Genomic DNA, 18,577 nt, shown 5'->3' with positions numbered 1-18,577 from the left:
CGCGGGGAGCACGGTGTTCGAGTCCGTCAAGGGCCTGATCGAGGAGCACGCGGCGGTCCAGGCCGAGCTCTCCGATCCTGCGGTGCACGCCGATGCGGCGCGCGCGAAGCGCGTCAACCGGCGCTACGCCGAGCTGTCGAGGATCGTCAAGGCGCACGAGGACTGGCTCGCGGCATCCGACGATCTCGAGGCCGCCCGTGAGCTCGCCCGTGAGGATGAGGCGTTCGCCGAGGAGGTGCCGGCGCTGGAGGCGAAGCTCGCCGAGGCGCAGGAGCGCCTGCGGCGTCTGCTCATCCCGCGCGATCCCGACGACGCGCGCGATGTGATCATGGAGATCAAGCAGGGGGAGGGCGGCGCCGAGAGCGCGCTGTTCGCCGCCGATCTTCTGCGGATGTACCTGCAGTACGCCGCGTCCAAGGGCTGGAAGACGGAGCTGCTCGAGCGCAACGAGTCCGACCTCGGCGGCTACAAGGACGTCCAGGTGGCTATCAAGGGCTCCTCGACCGACCCGGCGCAGGGCGTGTGGGCGCACCTGAAGTACGAGGGCGGCGTGCACCGCGTGCAGCGGGTGCCGGCGACCGAGTCGCAGGGGCGCATCCACACCTCGACGACCGGTGTGCTGGTCTTCCCCGAGGTCGACGAGCCCGACGAGATCGAGATCAACCCGTCGGACCTCAAGATCGACGTGTTCCGCTCCTCCGGTCCCGGCGGCCAGTCCGTCAACACGACGGACTCCGCCGTGCGCATCACGCACCTTCCGACGGGGATCGTGGTGTCGATGCAGAACGAGAAGTCGCAGCTGCAGAACCGCGAGGCCGGCATGCGCGTGCTGCGGGCCCGGCTGCTGGCCAAGCAGCAGGAGGAGCTCGAGGCGGCGGCATCCGATGCCCGGAAGTCCCAGATCCGCGGCATGGACCGCTCCGAGCGCATCCGCACGTACAACTTCCCCGAGAACCGGATCGCGGACCACCGCACCGGCTACAAGGCGTACAACCTCGACCAGGTGATGGACGGCGCGCTCGAGCCGATCATCGAGTCCGCGATCCAGGCCGACGAAGAGGCGCGACTGGCAGCCCTCGGCTCCGACGACTGAGGCGTCGGCGTCGCGGTGCCGTCCGCCGCGCCTTCAACAGGAGAAGTGCGTCGCACCAGGCCCCTCGCCGCCGGAATCTCCTGCGGAGGGCCACTCCTCCTGCGCACCGCACACGGCTCGCCGCCGGCAGCGCCGGGCGGGACCCGGTCAGATCTGGTACTCGGGGGCGGTGAGAACGGCGCGGGTGTCTTCGCCGGCGCGTCGCAGGCGCGGCTTGGCCGGCACGCCGACCAGCACGCTGTCCGGCGGCGCGTCCTTCGTCACGACGGCGTTGGCCCCCACGACCGACCCGGCGCCGACTGTGACGGGCCCGAGGATCTTCGCGCCGGCGCCCACCGCCACGCCGTCCTCGAGGGTGGGATGCCGCTTGCCGCCTTCTCGCTGCCGACCGCCCAGCGTCACGCCGTGGTAGAGAAGGACGTCGTCGCCGATCTCGGCGGTCTCCCCGATGACGACGCCCATGCCGTGGTCGATGAAGAACCGGCGGCCGATCCGGGCGCCCGGGTGGATCTCGATGCCGGTGAGCAGGCGGGTCACCTGCGAGCCGGCGCGTGCGAGCAGCCGGGCGCGGCGCCGCCACAGCGCGTGCCAGAGCCGGTGCGCCCAGATGGCGTGCAGGCCGGGGTACAGAAGGGCGATCTCGAGCCCGTTGCGCGCCGCGGGGTCGCGGAGCTTGGCCGCGGCGACGTCTTCGCGCACGCGGGCGAGGATTCCGACGCGACCGCTCACGAGCGCTCCGCCTCCGGCTCGCGGAGGTGCTCGTACAGCGCGGTGGAGAGGTACCGCTCGCCCGAGTCCGGCACCACGACGACGATGCGCTGCCCGGCCGCTTCCGGACGAGCGGCGATCTCGAGCGCCGCCCACACCGCCGCGCCGGCCGACATGCCCGCGAGGATCCCCTCCCGCGTGGCCAGATCGCGGGCGACGCGGATCGCGTCGTCGAACTCCACGTCGACGATCTCGTCGATCACCGAGCGGTCCAGGACCGCGGGCACGAAGTTGGGTCCGATGCCCTGGATCCGGTGACCGCCGGCGCGGCCCTCGGTGAGGACGGGGGAGTCCTTGGGCTCCACGAGCACGATCCGCACGTCCGGGTTGCGCTGCTTGAGCACCTGTCCCACCCCCGTGACGGTGCCGCCGGTGCCCGAGCCCGCGACGAACCAGTCGACGCGCCCGTCGGTGTCGCGCCAGATCTCCTCGGCCGTCGTGCGCCGGTGGATCGCCGCGTTCGCCTCGTGCTCGAACTGTCGCGCGAGCACCGCACCCGGCGTCTCGGCGGCGATGCGCTTGGCCGTCTCGACCGCTTCGGTCATGCCCTTGTACGGGTCGGTGAGGACGAGCTCGGCGCCGTACGCCTTCAGGAGCGTCCGGCGCTCCTTGGACATCGACGCCGGCATGGTGAGGATCACGCGGTAGCCGCGTGCCGCCCCGATGAGGGCGAGCGCGATGCCGGTGTTGCCGCTGGTGGACTCCACGATCGTGCCGCCGGGCTGCAGCTCGCCGGCCGCCTCCGCGGCCTCGACGAGGGCGAACCCCAGACGGTCCTTGACACTCGAGCCCGGGTTGTAGAACTCGAGCTTGGCCAGCACCTCCGCGTCGGTGCCCTCCGGCAGCGCATTCAGCCGCACCAGCGGGGTGTCGCCGAAGGCGGTGGTGATGTCGGGATGGATGCCTGGCACGCCGTCCTTCTCTCCTCGTGGTCGAGACGCCGACGGCGCGGCGGCGCCCGATCCGCTCGGGCCGGCCGCCGCGCCGTCGTGGTGGGTCAATTCTCGCGCAGATCCTCGAACAGCGGCGTCGAGAGGTAGCGCTCGCCGAACGAGGGGATGATGACGACGATGTTCTTGCCCTCCGCCTCCGGGCGTCCGGCGATCTGGAGCGCGGCCCAGACCGCGGCACCCGAGGAGATGCCCACGAGGATGCCGTCCTTCGCGCCGACGGCGCGCGCGGTGGCGAGCGCGTCGGCGAACTCGACGTCGATGACCTCGTCGATCACGTCGCGGTCCAGGATCGCCGGGACGAAGTTCGGGCCGATGCCCTGGATCTTGTGGGGGCCGGGAGTGCCCTTGGTCAGCAGCGGGGAGTCCGCCGGCTCGACGGCGATGACCTTCGCCTCCGGGACGCGCTCCTTGAGGACCTGGCCGACTCCGGTGATGGTGCCGCCGGTGCCGATGCCGGCGACGAAGTAGTCGACCTTTCCGTCGGTGTCGCGCAGGATCTCCTCGGCGGTGGTCTTGCGGTGGATCGCGGGGTTCGCCTCGTTCTCGAACTGACGCGCGAGGATGGCGCCGGGGATCTCGGCGACGAGCTCCTCGGCCTTGGCGACCGCGCCCTTCATGCCGCCGGCGGGATCGGTGAGCACCAGCTCGGCGCCGTACCCCTTCAGCAGGAGGCGGCGCTCCATCGACATCGACGACGGCATCGCCAGGACGACGCGGTAGCCGCGCGCGGCGCCGACCATGGCCAGCGCGATGCCGGTGTTGCCGCTCGTGGCCTCGACGATCGTGCCGCCGGGCCGCAGCTGGCCGGACGCCTCCGCCGCGTCGACGATGGCGATGCCGATGCGGTCCTTCACGCTCGAGGCGGGGCTGTAGAACTCGAGCTTCGCCAGCACATTGCCGCCGACGCCTTCCGCGACGCGGTTCAGACGGACGAGCGGGGTGTTGCCGAAAGCTGACGTGATGTCGGGATGGATGCCGGTCATATCGGAGCCTTTCACGGGTTCAGGCGGATCGAGCACCAGCCTAAGGGGAGCTCGTTCCTCGCGATCCTGTATGACGGCCGCGGCGCCAGGCGCTATCCTGCGCGGCGTAGTGTGGTGCGGTCATGCCTTCCCACCGCGAATCCCTGGCTCTGTCGGATGTGCTCCGGCGCGTGACCGCCCGTCTGGCCGAGGCGGGAGTGCCCGACCCCGGCGTGGATGCCGAGCTGCTGGCCGCCTTCGTCCTGGGCGGCGCGCGGGGGAGTGTGCAGGCGGCGGCGGTGCGCGGCGACCAGATCGCGCCCGCGGACGCGAGTCGGCTCGATGAGCTCGCCGAACGCCGGGCGACGCGGGAGCCTCTGCAGCACATCACCGGCGTCGCGCCGTTCCGCCACCTCGAGCTGCGCGTCGGGCCCGGCGTGTTCGTGCCGCGGCCAGAGACCGAGATGGTCGCCCAGCTGGCCATCGACGCCCTCCGCGCCGCGGCATCGGCGGAGCCGATCGGCGTGGACCTCGGCACCGGAAGCGGGGCGATCGCGCTGGCGATGGCGACCGAGGTGCCGCACGCGAGGGTCTACGCGGCCGAGAACTCCGTCGACGCGTTCGTGTGGGCCAAGGAGAACTTCGCCGCCGCGCGCGCCGACAACGCCCGGCTGGCCTTCATCGATCTCGAGCGGGCCTTTCCCGATCTCGACGGCACGGTCTCGGTCGTCGCGTCCAACCCCCCGTATGTGCCGGATGCCGCGATCCCTCGCGACCCGGAGGTGCGGTTCTTCGATCCGCCGCAGGCGCTGTACGGCGGTGCCGACGGACTGGACGTGGTGCGGGTGGTCAGCCGCGTGGGCCTGCGTCTGGCGCATCCAGGCGGGACGATCGTGATCGAGCACGGCGAGTGGCAGGGCGAGCAGATCCGGGATCTCCTCACGGCGGACGGCTGGCGCGCGGCCGCGACGCACCCGGACCTGACGCTGCGGGACCGGGCCACCACCGCCGTGCGGCCATGACCGGTGCGGCGTGCTCGGACGGTCGCCACAGGCGTGCCTGACTAGACTGTCGGCGACATGTCCCCCATCTTCGACTGCCGTGACGAATCCGAGCTGCTGTCCGGCATGCGTCAGGCCCGCCAGGCGATCGGCCGCGGCGAGCTGGTCGTCATCCCCACCGACACCGTGTACGGCGTCGCCGCCGACGCGTTCGACCCGAAGGCCGTGATGCGGCTGCTGGAGGCCAAGGGCCGGGGCCGGCAGTCGCCGCCGCCCGTGCTCGTGGCCGGTGTGACGACGCTGCGCGCGCTCGTCGCCGAGGTGCCCGAAGCGGTGGAGCGCCTCATCGAGGCGTTCTGGCCGGGTGGGCTCACCATCGTGCTTCCGGCGCAGCCGTCGCTGTCGTGGGATCTGGGAGAGACCCGTGGCACGGTCGCCGTCCGGATGCCGGCTCACCGCATCGCGCTGGAGCTGCTCGAGGAGACCGGGCCGCTCGCCGTCTCCAGCGCCAATCTCACCGGCATGGCAGCCGGGATCACCGCCGAGGACGCCCGCGACATGCTGGGCGAGAGCGTCGCGATCTACCTCAGCGACGGCCCGTCCAAGACGGGGATCGCCTCGACGATCGTCGACGCGACCGCGCTCGTGGGCGGTGACGAGCCGATCGTGCGCGTGCTGCGCGAAGGAGCCGTCGACCGGGCGCAGCTGCGCGAGGTGCTCGGCGACCTGCTCGAGGCCGACCCCTCGGGCGACGCGGAGGCTTCCCCGGCTGCGGCTCCCGATGCGTCGGGGGCGGAGCCGGGATCGCAGTGAAGCAGTACGTCTTCATCGTCCTGCTCACGGCCGCGCTGACCTTCGTCCTGTCGTGGGCGGTGTGGCGCATCAGTCTCAAGTACAAGCTGTATCCCGGCATCCGGGAGCGCGACGTGCACAAGACGCCCACGCCGCGTCTGGGCGGCATCGCCATGTTCCTGGGCGTGGTTGCCGCGTTCGCCGTCTCGGCGCAGCATCCGTTCTTCTCGATCGTGTGGTCCAACCCCCAGCAGATCTACGCGCTGCTGGGCGCGACCGCGCTCATCGTGATCGTCGGCGCGCTCGACGACCTGTGGGACCTCGACTGGACCATCAAGCTCGGCGCCCAGTTCCTCGCGGCCGGCGTCATCGCGTGGTTCGGGCAGCTGCAGATCTACACGCTCCCCATCGGGGGCATGGCGATCTTCTCCAGCTGGGCGAGCTTCACCCTCACGCTCTTCTCGATCGTGATCGTGATGAACGCGGTGAACTTCATCGACGGACTGGACGGGCTGGTCGCCGGCGTCTGCCTGATCGCCAACGTGGTGTTCTTCGCGTACTCGTACATGATGGTGCGCGACACGGGGGCGAGCACCTACTTCAACCTCGCGTCGCTGATCGCCGCGGTGCTCATCGGCGCGTGCCTGGGCTTCCTTCCGATGAACTGGGGCCCGGCGAGGCTGTTCATGGGCGACGCCGGCGCGCTCATGCTGGGGCTGCTCATGGCGTGCTCGGCCATCGCCATCACCGGTCAGCTCGACCCGGCGATCGTGGGGGACAACGACGAGTTCGGCCGCTCGCAGCTGCTCGGTGCGTTCATCCCCATCCTGCTGCCCGTGGTGGTCGTGCTGCTTCCGCTGCTCGATTTCGGCCTGGCCGTCATACGCCGCATGAGCAAGGGCAAGTCACCGTTCTCGCCCGACCGCAAGCACCTGCACCACCGGATGCTCGACATGGGCCATTCGGACCGTGCCGCCGTCCTGATCTTCTACGCGTGGACGGCCCTGGTGAGCCTGGCGGTGCTGCTGATGTACATCGGCACGACGCTGGAGTGGCCGGGCGACTACCTGTTCGGCGTGCTGTACGGCCTCGTCGGCGTCGCGGCGTGCCTCGTGGTTACCTTCCTGCCCTCTCGCCGCCGCGCGCGCGACAACGAGCCCACCCTGGAGGAGGCCGCATGAGCCCCAGTCCCGTGTCCAGCACCCCGATCCTGCGCACCGTCCTGGTGTGGTCCGGCGCCGTCACCGCGGCGCTCGCGGTCGCAGGCGCCGTGATCGGCTTCCTCGTCGCGGGGACCACCGGCCTGTGGAGCGCGCTCGTCGGCGTCCTCGTGGCCGCGGTGTTCCTGGCCATCACCGCGGCGAGCATCCTCGTCGCCAACCGCTGGTACGGCGACGCCCTCTATGTGCCGTTGTTCTTCGGCATCGTGCTGGGCGGCTGGATCCTGAAGTTCATCATCTTCATCGTCGCCCTGCTGGTGCTGCGCGATCAGCCGTGGATCCAGCCGACGGTGTTCTTCGTCGCGGTCGTGGCGAGCGTGCTCGCCTCACTGCTGGTCGACGTCGTGGTGCTCCTGCGCATGCGCGTGCCGCACGTCAGCGATGTGGAGCTCCCCACCGACCCGGATGCCTCCGACCGGCCGGGCTCCGGGAGCGCCTGAGTCCCCGGACCAGCCGCGGATTCTGCGACCTCTCAAGTTTGATAGGCTGTTTCCGCGCCCGCCCGCTCGCTCCGCGAGCCCTTGCGGAGTGACGCTCACCGACCATCGTCGCAACGGTTCTTCACCGATGCCCCGAAGCTGGAGCCAGCGCTGATTACTCAAGCTGCGACCCTGATCGCCCCCCTTGCCGCGGACGCGCCCCCGGAGTTCCACGGACCCTCCATCGAGGAGTTCTTCCCGGAGATCCTGTTCTACGCCTTCGGTGTCATCCCTGTCCACCGGATCCACCTGATCCAGTTCCTGGCGACCATCGTCCTCGTGCTGGTCTTCTGGCTCGGCACCCGCCGCATGCGCGTCGTCCCCGGCCGGTTCCAGAGCATCGTCGAGATGGGGCTGGACTTCGCGCGGGTGAACATCGGCGAGGACCTTCTCGGCAAGAAGGACGCTCAGCGCTTCCTGCCGATCCTCACGACGATCTTCTTCATGGTGCTGTTCATGAACCTGACGGGCATCATCCCGTTCCTGAACATCGCCGGAACGAGCATCATCGCGGTGCCGCTGCTGCTCGCCGTGGTCAGCTATGTGACCTTCGTCTACGCCGGCATCAAGAAGAGCCCGAAGAACTTCTTCAAGAACTCGCTCTTCCCGTCGGGTGTGCCGTGGCCGATCTACTTCATCGTCACGCCGATCGAGCTGATCTCGACCTTCATCATCCGGCCGGTGACGCTGACCCTCCGACTGCTCATGAACATGATGGTCGGGCACCTGCTGCTGGTCCTGTTCTTCGCCGCGACGCAGTTCTTCCTGCTCGACCTCGGAGGATGGTGGTCGGCGCTGGCAGCCGGCAGCCTCGCGTTCGGCTTCGTCTTCACCCTGTTCGAAGTCCTGGTGGCCGTCCTCCAGGCGTACGTCTTCGCCCTTCTCACCGCGGTCTACATCCAGCTCGCGGTCGCGGAAGAGCACTAAGCGGGTCGGCTCGAAAGCCGCCCACAACCGAAAGGAAAACACCCCGTGGACGCAACTACGGTTCTCGCCCAGGTCACCGGAAACGTCGCGACGATGGGTTACGGCCTCGCCGCGATCGGTCCGGCGATCGGCGTGGGCATCGTCGTCGGCAAGACGATCGAGGGCGTTGCGCGCCAGCCCGAGCTGGCCGGCCGCCTCCAGGTGCTCATGTGGATCGGTATCGCCTTCACCGAGGCGCTCGCCTTCATCGGCATCGCAACCTACTTCATCTTCGTCTGATCGCCGTTCCCCAGTCCTAAGGAGACAGGATGCAGAACGCTCTTGTCGCGTACGCGGCGGAAGAGGGTGCGGCGCACAACCCGCTCATCCCCGCCTGGTACGACATCATCTGGTCGGCGGTCTGCTTCGTCGTCATCCTCTTCCTCTTCTGGAAGGTCGCCCTTCCGCGGATGAAGAAGCTGCTCGACGAGCGCGCCGCCGCGATCGAGGGCAACATCGCCAAGGCGGACGAGGCCCAGCGCAAGGCCGAGGCGGCGCTCGAGGAGTACACCGCCCAGTTGGCCGCCGCCCGCAAGGAAGCCGGTGAGATCCGCGACGCCGCCCGTGAGGACGGCAGGAAGATCGTCGCCGAGGCGAAGGAGACCGCCGCAGCCGAGGCTGCACGCCTCACCGCCGCGGCGCACGCGCAGATCGAGGCCGAGCGCCAGGCTGCCCTGGTGTCGCTGCGCAGCGAGGTGGGCACGCTCGCCCTCGACCTCGCCGGTGGCGTCATCGGTGAGACGCTCTCGGACGACGCGAAGGCTCAGGCTGTCGTCGACCGCTTCCTCGCCGAGCTCGAGGCCTCCGAGCCAGAGACGGCGGCACGGTAATGGGCAGCGCGACCACTCAGGCCGTGACGGCGACCACCGCCGCGCTCGGCGTCACGTCCGGCATCGACCTCGACGTCGCCCGTGAGCTGTTCGCCGTGGCGCGCGCCGTGAGCGACTCGTCGCACCTGAGCGGCGCGCTCGCCGATTCCGCTGCACCGGTGCAGGCGCGCCGCCAGGTCGTCACCGATGTGTTCGGCAAGGCGGTGAGCCCCGCCACGGCATCGCTGCTGACCACCGCGGTCGAGCAGCGCTGGTCATCGGCGGCCGACCTGGTCGACGGCATCGAGGAGCTCGCGGTCCGCGCGGCAGCGATCAGCGATCCCGCCGCCGACGTCGAGGCCGAGCTGTTCGCCTTCTCGCGGACGGTGGCGGGCAATGCCGAGCTCGAGCTCGCGCTCGGGAGCCGCCGCGGCGACTCGTCCTCGAAGGCGGCGCTCGTGGAGTCGCTGCTGAAGGGGCGCGCGAGCGAGGCGACGACCCTCATCGCGGCATCCCTGATCCGTCACCCGCGCGAGCGCCGCGTGCGGCAGATCCTCTCGCGTGCGACCAAGGTGGTCGCCGACCAGCGCGGCCGCACGGTCGCGACGGTGGTCGCCGCCGCGCCCCTGAGCTCCGCGCAGATCGAGCGGCTGACGGCGGCGCTGTCCAAGCGCTACGGATCCCAGGTCAGCATCAACACCGTGGTCGACCCGAGCGTGGTCGGCGGCGTGCGCGTGCAGATTGCGGACGATGTGATCGACGCGAGCGTGTCGGCTCGCCTGGCGGACCTCCGTCAGCGGCTGGCCGGCTAACAGACTTCCCGCCGCCGGGCGGAGATTTCGGGGCCGAGGCCCCACGAACGAAGGAAGACAATGGCAGATCTCTCAATCAGCCCCGACGTCATTCGTGACGCGCTGAAGGACTTCGTCGCCGCCTACGAGCCCACGGGCGCCGCGGCGACCGAGGTCGGCAGCGTCATCGACGCCGCCGACGGCATCGCACACGTCGAGGGCCTGCCCGGCGTCATGGCCAACGAGCTCGTGACGTTCGAGGACGGCACCCTCGGCCTCGCCCAGAACCTCGACGAGCACGAGATCGGCGTCGTCGTGCTCGGCGAGTTCTCCGGCATCGAGGCCGGCACGCCCGTCACCCGCACCGGCGAGGTCCTCTCGGTGCCGGTCGGCGACGGCTACCTCGGCCGCGTGGTCGACCCGCTGGGCAACCCGATCGACGGTCTCGGGACGATCGCGTCCGAAGGCCGCCGCGCCCTCGAGCTGCAGGCGCCGGGCGTCATGCAGCGCAAGAGCGTGCACGAGCCCCTGCAGACCGGCATCAAGGCCATCGACGCGATGATCCCGGTCGGCCGCGGCCAGCGTCAGCTGATCATCGGCGACCGCCAGACCGGCAAGACCGCCATCGCGATCGACACCATCATCAACCAGAAGGCCAACTGGGAGTCCGGCGACGTCAGCAAGCAGGTCCGCTGCATCTACGTCGCCATCGGCCAGAAGGGCTCGACGATCGCGGCCGTCAAGGGCGCGCTCGAGGACGCCGGCGCGATGGAGTACACCACCATCGTGGCGGCGCCCGCGTCTGACCCGGCCGGCTTCAAGTACCTCGCCCCGTACACCGGATCGGCCATCGGCCAGCACTGGATGTACGGCGGCAAGCACGTCCTGATCATCTTCGACGACCTGTCGAAGCAGGCCGAGGCGTACCGCGCCGTCTCGCTGCTGCTGCGCCGCCCGCCAGGTCGCGAGGCGTACCCCGGAGACGTCTTCTACCTGCACTCGCGTCTGCTCGAGCGCTGCGCGAAGCTGTCCGACGAGCTGGGCGGCGGATCGATGACCGGTCTGCCGATCATCGAGACGAAGGCCAACGATGTCTCGGCGTACATCCCGACCAACGTGATCTCGATCACCGACGGCCAGATCTTCCTGCAGTCCGACCTGTTCAACGCCAACCAGCGTCCGGCGGTCGACGTGGGCATCTCGGTGTCGCGAGTCGGCGGTGACGCACAGGTGAAGTCGATCAAGAAGGTCTCGGGCACCCTGAAGCTCGAGCTGGCGCAGTACCGCTCGCTCGAGGCGTTCGCGATGTTCGCCAGCGACCTGGATGCGGCATCCCGTCGGCAGCTGGCGCGCGGCGCGCGCCTGACCGAGCTGCTCAAGCAGCCGCAGTACTCGCCGTACCCGGTGGAGGAGCAGGTCGTCTCGATCTGGGCGGGCACGAACGGCAAGCTGGACTCGATCGAGGTCGAGGACGTGCTGTCGTTCGAGCGCGAGCTGCTGGACTACCTGCGCCGCAACACGACGATCCTCGACACGCTGCGCGAGACCAACGTGCTCGATGACGCCACGGTCGCCGAGCTCGACAAGAAGACCGACGAGTTCATCCTCGAGTTCCGCGCCGGCAAGGGCCAGGCCATCGGCAAGCCCGGTCACGAGGAGGTCGCGGCTGCGGAGGCCGACGACGTGAACCAGGAGAAGATCGTCAAGGGCCGCCGCTAAGGCGGGCGAGGGCTAAGACCATGGGCGCACAACTGCGGGTCTACAAGCAGAAGATCAGTTCTGCTCAGACGACCAAGAAGATCACGAAGGCGATGGAGCTCATCGCGGCTTCGCGCATCCAGAAGGCGATGGCGCGTGTGCGCGCGTCGTCGCCCTTCGCGCGGGCCGTCACGCGGGCCGTCTCCGCCGTGGCGACGCACTCCAATGTCGACCACCCGCTGACCGTCGAGCGTGAGACGATCCGCCGCTCCGCCGTCGTGATCTTCACGTCGGACCGCGGCCTCGCCGGCGCGTTCAACTCGCAGATCCTCCGTGAGGGACTGGAGCTGGCGCAGCTGGTGCGCGAGCAGGGCAAGGAGCCGGTGTTCTATCTCGTCGGCCGCAAGGCCGTTGGGTACTTCCAGTTCCGTCGTATGGACAGTGCGGCGGAGTGGACCGGTGACACCGACACGCCCCACTTCCACACGGCGGAGGAGATCGCCGCGACGCTTCTGGACGCGTACAACCGCGGCGGCGCGGACGGCGGCGTGGACGAGATCCACCTCGTCTACAACCGCTTCGTCAGCATGATGACGCAGACGCCCGAGACGGTCCGCCTGCTTCCGCTGGAGGTCGTCGAGGCGGAGGAGACATCTTCCGCGCAGGTGTACCCGCTGTACGAGTTCGAGCCGGATGCCGCCACCGTGCTGGACGCGCTGCTGCCGGTGTACATCCAGAGCCGCGTCTTCAACGCCCTGCTGCAGTCGTCGGCGGCCAAGCACGCCGCGACGCAGAAGGCGATGAAGTCGGCCAGCGACAACGCCGACAAGCTCATCACCGACTACACGCGCCTGCGCAACAACGCGCGCCAGGCCGAGATCACGCAGCAGATCGCCGAGATCGTCGGCGGCGCCGACGCTCTGGCGTCGGGCAAATAGACCACACGAAAGAGAAGAAGCCATGAGCCTCACCGCTGACAAGACGGAAGTCGCGGTCGTCGGACGCGTCGCTCGCGTCACCGGCCCCGTCGTCGACATCGAGTTCCCGCACGATTCGATTCCCGAGATCTACAACGCGCTGACCACGACGATCACGGTCGAGGGCGAGTCGCACGAGATCACGCTCGAGGTCGCCCAGCACCTCGGCGACGACCTCGTCCGCGCCATCTCGCTGAAGCCCACGGACGGCATGGTCCGCGGGCAGGAGGTGCGCGACACCGGCGGCCCCATCACGGTCCCCGTCGGCGACGTCACCAAGGGCCGCGTGTTCAACGTGACCGGCGAGGTGCTCAACGCCGAGCCGGGCGAGACCATCGAGGTCACCGAGCGCTGGGGCATCCACCGTCAGGCGCCCTCCTTCGACCAGCTCGAGTCGAAGACGCAGATGTTCGAGACCGGCATCAAGGTCATCGACCTGCTGACCCCGTACGTGCTGGGTGGAAAGATCGGCCTGTTCGGCGGTGCCGGTGTCGGCAAGACCGTCCTCATCCAGGAGATGATCCAGCGCGTCGCGCAGGACCACGGCGGTGTGTCGGTGTTCGCCGGCGTCGGCGAGCGCACCCGTGAGGGCAACGACCTCATCCACGAGATGGAGGAGGCGGGCGTGTTCGACAAGACCGCCCTCGTCTTCGGTCAGATGGACGAGCCGCCGGGGACGCGTCTTCGTGTGGCGCTCTCGGCCCTGACGATGGCGGAGTACTTCCGCGACGTGCAGAAGCAGGACGTGCTGCTCTTCATCGACAACATCTTCCGCTTCACGCAGGCCGGCTCCGAGGTCTCGACGCTGCTCGGCCGCATGCCGTCCGCGGTGGGCTACCAGCCGAACCTCGCCGACGAGATGGGCATCCTGCAGGAGCGCATCACCTCGACGCGCGGCCACTCAATCACGTCGCTCCAGGCGATCTACGTGCCCGCCGACGACTACACCGACCCGGCGCCGGCGACGACCTTCGCGCACCTGGACGCCACGACCGAGCTGTCGCGCGAGATCGCGTCGAAGGGTCTGTACCCGGCGGTGGACCCCCTCACGTCCACGAGCCGCATCCTCGACCCGCGCTACATCGGCGAGGACCACTACCGCGTGGCGACCGCCGTGAAGCAGATCCTGCAGAAGAACAAGGAGCTGCAGGAGATCATCGCGATCCTCGGTGTCGACGAGCTCTCCGAAGAGGACAAGGTCGTCGTCTCCCGCGCACGCCGGATCCAGCAGTTCCTCTCGCAGAACACCTACATGGCGAAGAAGTTCACCGGTGTCGAGGGTTCGACCGTCCCCATCAAGGAGACCATCGAGTCGTTCGACGCGATCGTCAAGGGCGAGTTCGACCACGTCGCCGAGCAGGCGTTCTTCAACGTCGGCGGCATCTCCGACGTCGAGGAGGCGTGGGCACGCATCCAGAAGGAGAACGGCTGATCATGCCGCTCAACGTGAGCCTCGTCTCGGCGGATGCCGAGGTCTGGTCGGGGGAGGCGTCGCTGGTCGTCGCCAAGACCGTGCTGGGCGAGATCGGCTTCATGCCCGGTCACGAACCGGTCCTGGCGATCCTCGCCGAGGGCCAGGTGCGCATCACCGAGACGTCCGGATCGAAGATCGTCGCCAACGCGCAGGACGGCTTCGTCTCGATGGAAGGCGACAACCTCACCATCGTTGCCGGGAACGCCGCACTGATCTCCTGACAACGACCGAGGGGCGTTCCGTCTCGTCGCCTCGCCCGCATGACCGGATCCCGGTCGCCGGGCGAGCGGAGCGAGACGGAACGCCCCTTGGCGTATCACCATGCTGATCCTCCTCCCAGGCTCGGAACCCATGCTCAGACACCGCCGTGACGCGACCCGCCCCTGCACATGCTGATCCTTCTTCCACCGTCGGAGACGAAGAGGGCAGGGGGCTCGGGGCCCGCGCTGGACCTCGAGGCGCTCGCGCTGCCATCGCTGACGCCGCAGCGCGAGGCGGTGCTCGCGGCGCTCGTCTCACTGTCGGCCGACGAGGACGAGGCGGCGCGCGTGCTGAAGCTCGGTGCCACGCAGCGTACGGAGGTGGCGCGCAACGCCGCGCTGCGCGGTGCTCCGACGATGCCGGCGATCGACCGGTACACCGGGGTGCTGTTCGACGCGCTCGACGCGGCCTCCCTCGACGCGGCATCCCGCCGCTGGCTCGGCGCCCATGTGCTCGTGCACTCCGCGCCGTTCGGTCCCGTGCGGGCGCTCGACCCCATCCCGGCGTATCGGCTCGGCGCCTCCATCGCGCTTCCAGGGGTGGCGCCGCTCCGGCGCCTGTGGGCGGATGCCGTCACCGCGGCGCTCGCCGACGTGGGCGCGCGCTTCGTGCTCGACCTGCGGTCGGAGGTGTATGTGGCGCTCGGTCCGCTGCCGCCGTCGGTCGCCTCCCGCTACGTGCGGGTGGTGACGGAGCAGTCCGGCGGGGTGACGCGGGCTCTCAACCACTTCAACAAGCACGCCAAGGGCGCCCTCGTGCGTCGACTGGCTCAGGAGCGGCCGCGGATCGCCTCCGCGGCCGGCTTCCGGACGTGGGCGGATGCCGCGGGACTGAGCGTCCGCGAGAACGCCCGTGGCGAGCTCGAGCTCGTCGTCTGACAGACGGGCAGGGTCGATTCCCTCAGCGCCGGGTGTTCTCGGCGGTGCGCTCGGTGTTCTCGGCGATCGCGATGAGGGCCACCACGCCCTCGATCACGAACCTCAGCAGGATGATCGCAAGCAGCGTCAGCACCGGCACGATGACGACGGTCGCGACGATCGCGCTGACCCCAGCGCCGGGGTTCAACCAGATCAGCGAGGAGCCGCGGACGACGCCGCCGACGAAGTACACCAGGAATCCGATCCCGATGGCGACGAGCCCGACGAAGTAGAACACGCTGGCGAGGCGCCGCGTGATGAAGGTGCGGAACGACAGGTCGAACAGCGCCGCGAGGAAGCTTCGGCTCGTGGCGCCGGCGTCGGACAGGTCGGTGGCGGGCACCCCCGTGTCGTCGGGATCGTCGCCTGGGACGTGGGCGGCAGCAGCCGGCCGGCCCGTTCTGGCGGTCTCCGCTGCCCTGGCCGCCTCGGCGGCGGACTGCCGGGGAAGCGGCGGGGGAGATCCGGCTGGGTGCTGGTCGCTCATGGTGTCCCTTTCGTGGCCTCTGCTCAGGCTATCCACCGCGCGCATCGGCAGGCATCCCTCGACACGGCGCGCTTGCTGACAGGCGGCCGACCCCGTCGCTAGCATGTGTCGAGCGGAGCCGGGGGCTTCGTGGATGTGTGCGGACACGATGTGTGCGGACACGTTCCGCATCGACTCTTTAGGAGTTCGTTCCATGACTGACAACGACTACGGGTACGGGACCCTGCTCGCGTGGCTCGTGATCGCGCCGTTCCTGTTCCTGTTCGCGATCGTCGGCTACGTCCTCACCGCGCTCTTCCTGATGAAGATCTTCGAGAAGGCCGGCGTCCAGGGGAAGTGGCGCGCGTGGGTGCCGGTGTACAACACGCTCATCTTCGTCAAGCTCGGCGATCTCAACCCGTGGTGGCTCCTCATCCTGTGGGGCGGGACCATCGTGCTGGGCTGGGTGCCCGTCATCGGCTGGCTGATCGGCCTCGCCGCATTCGTCTACACGCTCCTCGCGGCCTGGCGTGTGGGACTGAAGCTGCAGAAGGAAGCCGTCTGGCTGATCCTGTACTTCTTCCTCTCCATCGTCTGGCTGGGCATCAACGCGTACGACCGATCGCGCTGGAACACCGCGATCCCCGCGGCGCCGTGGGCGAACACCTTCCTCGCGGACAGCACCACGTGGTCGGGCATCCCGAACCAGGTTCCGGCGGGAGGGCATCCCACGAATCCCGCGACGTCGGGCTATCAGCCGCCGGCCGGATACCAGCCGCCGGCCGGGTACCAGCCGCCGGCGGGCTACACCGCTCCGCCCGCGCCGCCGGCACCGCCCGCCGGGCAGCAGCCGCCCGCAGCGACCGAGCCGCCCGCGTCGCCCGAGCCGCCGCGGCAGTGACATCGCGAGAGCCCCTCACCCGCCCGGGCGAGGGGCTCTTTCGCGCCCGGCTAACGTGGAGGAATGACTGCACCGCTTCCCTCGCGCCGCGTCGGCCGCTCCGGACTCCTCGTCTCCGCCGTCGGACTGGGCTGCAACAACTTCGGCCGGTCGGGCACCCGCACCGAGACGCTGGAGGGCACGCGCGAAGTCCTGGACGCGGCGCTCGACGCGGGCGTGACCTTCCTCGACACCGCCGACATGTACGGCAAGGATCCCGGGCTCTCCGAGACGCTGATGGGCCAAGCGCTGCAGGGGCGGCGCGACCGCGTGATCCTGGCGACGAAGTTCGGACACCACGGGCGCGACATGGGATACCCCGTGCCAGGGTCGAAGGGCTCCCGCTCGTACGTGCGACGCGCCGTGGAGGGGTCGCTGCGCCGTCTGCGGACCGACTGGATCGACCTGTACCAGCTGCACACCCCCGACCCGCACACCCCGATCGAGGAGACCCTCGAGGTCTTGACGGATCTCGTGCGCGAGGGGAAGGTGCGCTACATCGGCCACTCCAACCTCGCCGGCTGGCAGATCGCCGAAGCGCACTACGTCGCCGCCGAGCGCGCGGGCGTGCCGTTCGTCTCCGCCCAGAACCACTACAGCCTCCTCGCCCGCGCCGCTGAGCGGGAGGTGCTCCCGGCCGTGGAACGATTCGGCCTGGGGTTCCTGCCCTATTTCCCGCTCCACAACGGTCTGCTCACCGGCAAGTTCACGCGCGATCACGCACCGGCCGACACGCGCATCATGCGCCAGCGCCAGCACGTGTGGCGCGACGCGCCGTGGGACGCCGTGGACGCCTACCGCGCGTTCTGCGACGAGCGGGGCATCACGATGCTGGAGGCGACCTTCGGCTGGCTGCTGTCCCGGCCGACGCTCTCGAGCGTCATCGCGGGCGCGACGAGCGCCGAGCAGGTGCGCGCGAACGCGGCCGCCGCTACCGCCTGGGCTCCCACGGCCGACGATCTCGCCGCGATCGACGAGCTGTTCCCGCTGCCGGAGGACCCCGGGGCCCGCGTCTGACGCTGAACACGACGCACGAGCGGGGTGCGGAAGGCGTTGCGGGCGAACCGCACTAGTATGTGAGAACGCGACAGGAGCACCTGACCGCGCGAGATGAGACGGGGAGGAAAGGGGCCGTGCCCGAGATCTCCACTCATTCGCGCACCGTGCCGGTTCCCGGCGGGTCCCTCGAGCTCTCCTGGGCGTCCGTGACCGACACCGGCCGCCGTCGCGAGGTGAACCAGGATGCGGTGTACGCGTCCTTCCCGCTCTTCGTCGTCGCCGACGGCATGGGCGGGCACGTCGGCGGCGAGATCGCCAGCGCCAGCGCCATCGAGCGGCTGCAGGCGGTCGCCGATCACGGGCCGGTGTCGCCGAAGACGATCGAGAAGGCGCTCGCCCGCGCGGTGAAGGACATCGCCGCTCATCCCGAGGCCACCGACGACGGCACGGGGACGACCGTCACCGGCGTCTTCCTGGACACCACAGGGGATGCCCCGCACTGGGTGACGCTCAACATCGGCGACTCCCGCGTCTATCTCGTGCGCGACGGGGCCATCGTCCAGGTGACCACCGATCACTCGGTCGTGCAGGAGCTGGTCGCTGCAGGCCGGCTGAGTCCTGAAGAGGCCGAGAACCACCCGTACGGCAACGTCATCACGCGGGCGGTCGGGCCCAGCGACGGGGTCACCCCGGACTACGTGCGCCTGGACGTCGCCGAAGGCGACCGCTTCGTGATCTGCTCGGACGGGCTGACGAAAGAGCTCACCGACTACGGCATCCGCCACTTCCTGGACGAGAATCCGGATCCGGCCGACGCCGTGCGGGCGATGCTCGACGCGGCGCTGGAGAACGGCGGCCGCGACAACATCTCCATCATCGTGCTCGACGTCGGGCGTCCGGGCGGCGCCCCGGACGAGGACACCCACGACGCAGCGGGCGCCGGACGCAGGGATGCCGCCTCGGGCGCCGACTCCTCCACAGTCGTCGACTGATCGGCTCTTTCCACACGTC

At 69.7% G+C, this 18,577-nt stretch carries 21 protein-coding genes; 17 read left to right on the top strand and 4 right to left on the bottom strand.

Going from position 1 to position 18,577, the window contains the following annotated elements; all coding sequences use genetic code 11:
- The first annotated feature begins 13 nt into the window (after nucleotides 1-13).
- On the top strand, nucleotides 14-1,093 hold the full coding sequence (gene prfA, locus AC5RVZ_RS27305) for a peptide chain release factor 1 (RefSeq protein WP_494068753.1): 1,080 nt from the start codon (nucleotides 14-16) through the stop codon (nucleotides 1,091-1,093).
- Nucleotides 1,094-1,240: 147 nt separating this feature from the next.
- Here prfA and epsC read toward each other — a convergent pair whose 3' ends face one another.
- The 3 genes from epsC to cysK (AC5RVZ_RS27290) all read right to left on the bottom strand — a co-directional run bounded on the left by epsC (nucleotide 1,241) and on the right by cysK (AC5RVZ_RS27290) (nucleotide 3,797).
- On the bottom strand, nucleotides 1,241-1,822 hold the full coding sequence (gene epsC, locus AC5RVZ_RS27300) for a serine O-acetyltransferase EpsC (protein WP_494068752.1): 582 nt from the start codon (nucleotides 1,820-1,822) through the stop codon (nucleotides 1,241-1,243).
- Nucleotides 1,819-2,772 (bottom strand): cysteine synthase A, encoded by a 954-nt coding sequence (cysK, locus tag AC5RVZ_RS27295; protein WP_494068751.1) that lies wholly within the window; start codon nucleotides 2,770-2,772, stop codon nucleotides 1,819-1,821. The genes epsC and cysK (AC5RVZ_RS27295) overlap by 4 nt, the downstream gene beginning before the upstream one ends.
- A gap of 86 nt (nucleotides 2,773-2,858) precedes the next feature.
- A complete protein-coding gene (gene cysK / locus AC5RVZ_RS27290; RefSeq protein WP_494068750.1) occupies nucleotides 2,859-3,797 on the bottom strand; it encodes a cysteine synthase A in 939 nt (312 codons plus the stop codon).
- A 122-nt stretch (nucleotides 3,798-3,919) separates the two neighbouring features.
- Here cysK (AC5RVZ_RS27290) and prmC point away from each other — a divergent pair, with 122 nt between their 5' ends.
- The 13 genes from prmC (at nucleotide 3,920) to AC5RVZ_RS27225 (ending at nucleotide 15,122) form a co-directional block, all read left to right on the top strand.
- Nucleotides 3,920-4,798 carry a peptide chain release factor N(5)-glutamine methyltransferase gene (prmC, locus tag AC5RVZ_RS27285; RefSeq protein ID WP_494068749.1) on the top strand — a complete coding sequence of 293 codons (879 nt, stop codon included), beginning with the start codon at nucleotides 3,920-3,922 and terminating at the stop codon, nucleotides 4,796-4,798.
- 57 nt (nucleotides 4,799-4,855) lie between these two features.
- Entirely contained in the window at nucleotides 4,856-5,590 is a 735-nt protein-coding gene (locus AC5RVZ_RS27280) for an L-threonylcarbamoyladenylate synthase (protein WP_494068748.1), read from the top strand.
- Nucleotides 5,587-6,750: an MraY family glycosyltransferase gene (locus tag AC5RVZ_RS27275; RefSeq protein ID WP_494068747.1), complete on the top strand. Its 1,164-nt coding sequence runs from the start codon at nucleotides 5,587-5,589 to the stop codon at nucleotides 6,748-6,750. Before AC5RVZ_RS27280 ends, AC5RVZ_RS27275 begins: the two co-directional genes overlap by 4 nt.
- Entirely contained in the window at nucleotides 6,747-7,229 is a 483-nt protein-coding gene (locus AC5RVZ_RS27270; protein WP_494068746.1) for a Cg1360 family ATP-synthase-associated protein, read from the top strand. Before AC5RVZ_RS27275 ends, AC5RVZ_RS27270 begins: the two co-directional genes overlap by 4 nt.
- Before the next feature lie 171 nt (nucleotides 7,230-7,400).
- Nucleotides 7,401-8,195 (top strand): F0F1 ATP synthase subunit A, encoded by a 795-nt coding sequence (gene atpB, locus AC5RVZ_RS27265; RefSeq protein WP_494068890.1) that lies wholly within the window; start codon nucleotides 7,401-7,403, stop codon nucleotides 8,193-8,195.
- Nucleotides 8,196-8,240: 45 nt separating this feature from the next.
- Nucleotides 8,241-8,474: an ATP synthase F0 subunit C gene (gene atpE, locus AC5RVZ_RS27260; protein WP_292728372.1), complete on the top strand. Its 234-nt coding sequence runs from the start codon at nucleotides 8,241-8,243 to the stop codon at nucleotides 8,472-8,474.
- A 29-nt stretch (nucleotides 8,475-8,503) separates the two neighbouring features.
- The gene (locus AC5RVZ_RS27255; RefSeq protein ID WP_494068745.1) at nucleotides 8,504-9,064 is read left to right on the top strand and encodes a F0F1 ATP synthase subunit B; all 561 of its coding nucleotides are present in this window, start codon (nucleotides 8,504-8,506) and stop codon (nucleotides 9,062-9,064) included.
- Nucleotides 9,064-9,855: a F0F1 ATP synthase subunit delta gene (locus tag AC5RVZ_RS27250; RefSeq protein ID WP_494068744.1), complete on the top strand. Its 792-nt coding sequence runs from the start codon at nucleotides 9,064-9,066 to the stop codon at nucleotides 9,853-9,855. Before AC5RVZ_RS27255 ends, AC5RVZ_RS27250 begins: the two co-directional genes overlap by 1 nt.
- A 60-nt stretch (nucleotides 9,856-9,915) precedes the next feature.
- Nucleotides 9,916-11,553, top strand: a complete 1,638-nt coding sequence (atpA, locus tag AC5RVZ_RS27245; protein WP_494068743.1) for a F0F1 ATP synthase subunit alpha — start codon at nucleotides 9,916-9,918, stop codon at nucleotides 11,551-11,553.
- Nucleotides 11,554-11,573: 20 nt separating this feature from the next.
- On the top strand, nucleotides 11,574-12,470 hold the full coding sequence (locus tag AC5RVZ_RS27240; RefSeq protein ID WP_494068742.1) for a F0F1 ATP synthase subunit gamma: 897 nt from the start codon (nucleotides 11,574-11,576) through the stop codon (nucleotides 12,468-12,470).
- A 22-nt stretch (nucleotides 12,471-12,492) separates the two neighbouring features.
- Nucleotides 12,493-13,941: a F0F1 ATP synthase subunit beta gene (atpD, locus tag AC5RVZ_RS27235; RefSeq protein ID WP_494068741.1), complete on the top strand. Its 1,449-nt coding sequence runs from the start codon at nucleotides 12,493-12,495 to the stop codon at nucleotides 13,939-13,941.
- Nucleotides 13,942-13,943: 2 nt separating this feature from the next.
- Nucleotides 13,944-14,204, top strand: a complete 261-nt coding sequence (locus AC5RVZ_RS27230; protein ID WP_494068740.1) for a F0F1 ATP synthase subunit epsilon — start codon at nucleotides 13,944-13,946, stop codon at nucleotides 14,202-14,204.
- A 168-nt stretch (nucleotides 14,205-14,372) separates the two neighbouring features.
- Nucleotides 14,373-15,122 carry a YaaA family protein gene (locus AC5RVZ_RS27225; protein ID WP_494068739.1) on the top strand — a complete coding sequence of 250 codons (750 nt, stop codon included), beginning with the start codon at nucleotides 14,373-14,375 and terminating at the stop codon, nucleotides 15,120-15,122.
- A gap of 22 nt (nucleotides 15,123-15,144) precedes the next feature.
- Here AC5RVZ_RS27225 and AC5RVZ_RS27220 read toward each other — a convergent pair whose 3' ends face one another.
- Nucleotides 15,145-15,648, bottom strand: coding sequence for a DUF4282 domain-containing protein (locus tag AC5RVZ_RS27220; protein ID WP_494068738.1), 504 nt, complete (start codon nucleotides 15,646-15,648; stop codon nucleotides 15,145-15,147).
- Nucleotides 15,649-15,841: 193 nt separating this feature from the next.
- On the opposite strand from AC5RVZ_RS27220, the gene AC5RVZ_RS27215 reads away from it, so the two are divergent.
- From AC5RVZ_RS27215 to AC5RVZ_RS27205, 3 genes are all read left to right on the top strand, one after another.
- The gene (locus AC5RVZ_RS27215; protein WP_494068737.1) at nucleotides 15,842-16,528 is read left to right on the top strand and encodes a large exoprotein; all 687 of its coding nucleotides are present in this window, start codon (nucleotides 15,842-15,844) and stop codon (nucleotides 16,526-16,528) included.
- 63 nt (nucleotides 16,529-16,591) lie between these two features.
- Nucleotides 16,592-17,584: an aldo/keto reductase gene (locus tag AC5RVZ_RS27210; RefSeq protein WP_494068736.1), complete on the top strand. Its 993-nt coding sequence runs from the start codon at nucleotides 16,592-16,594 to the stop codon at nucleotides 17,582-17,584.
- A 116-nt stretch (nucleotides 17,585-17,700) separates the two neighbouring features.
- Nucleotides 17,701-18,558: a PP2C family protein-serine/threonine phosphatase gene (locus AC5RVZ_RS27205; protein WP_494068735.1), complete on the top strand. Its 858-nt coding sequence runs from the start codon at nucleotides 17,701-17,703 to the stop codon at nucleotides 18,556-18,558.
- The last annotated feature ends 19 nt before the right edge of the window (nucleotides 18,559-18,577 follow it).

This window comes from Arthrobacter sp. Cza30, assembly GCF_059090765.1.
Note: the sequence above shows the minus strand (reverse complement) of the source record. Positions and strands in the feature narration are given on the sequence as shown.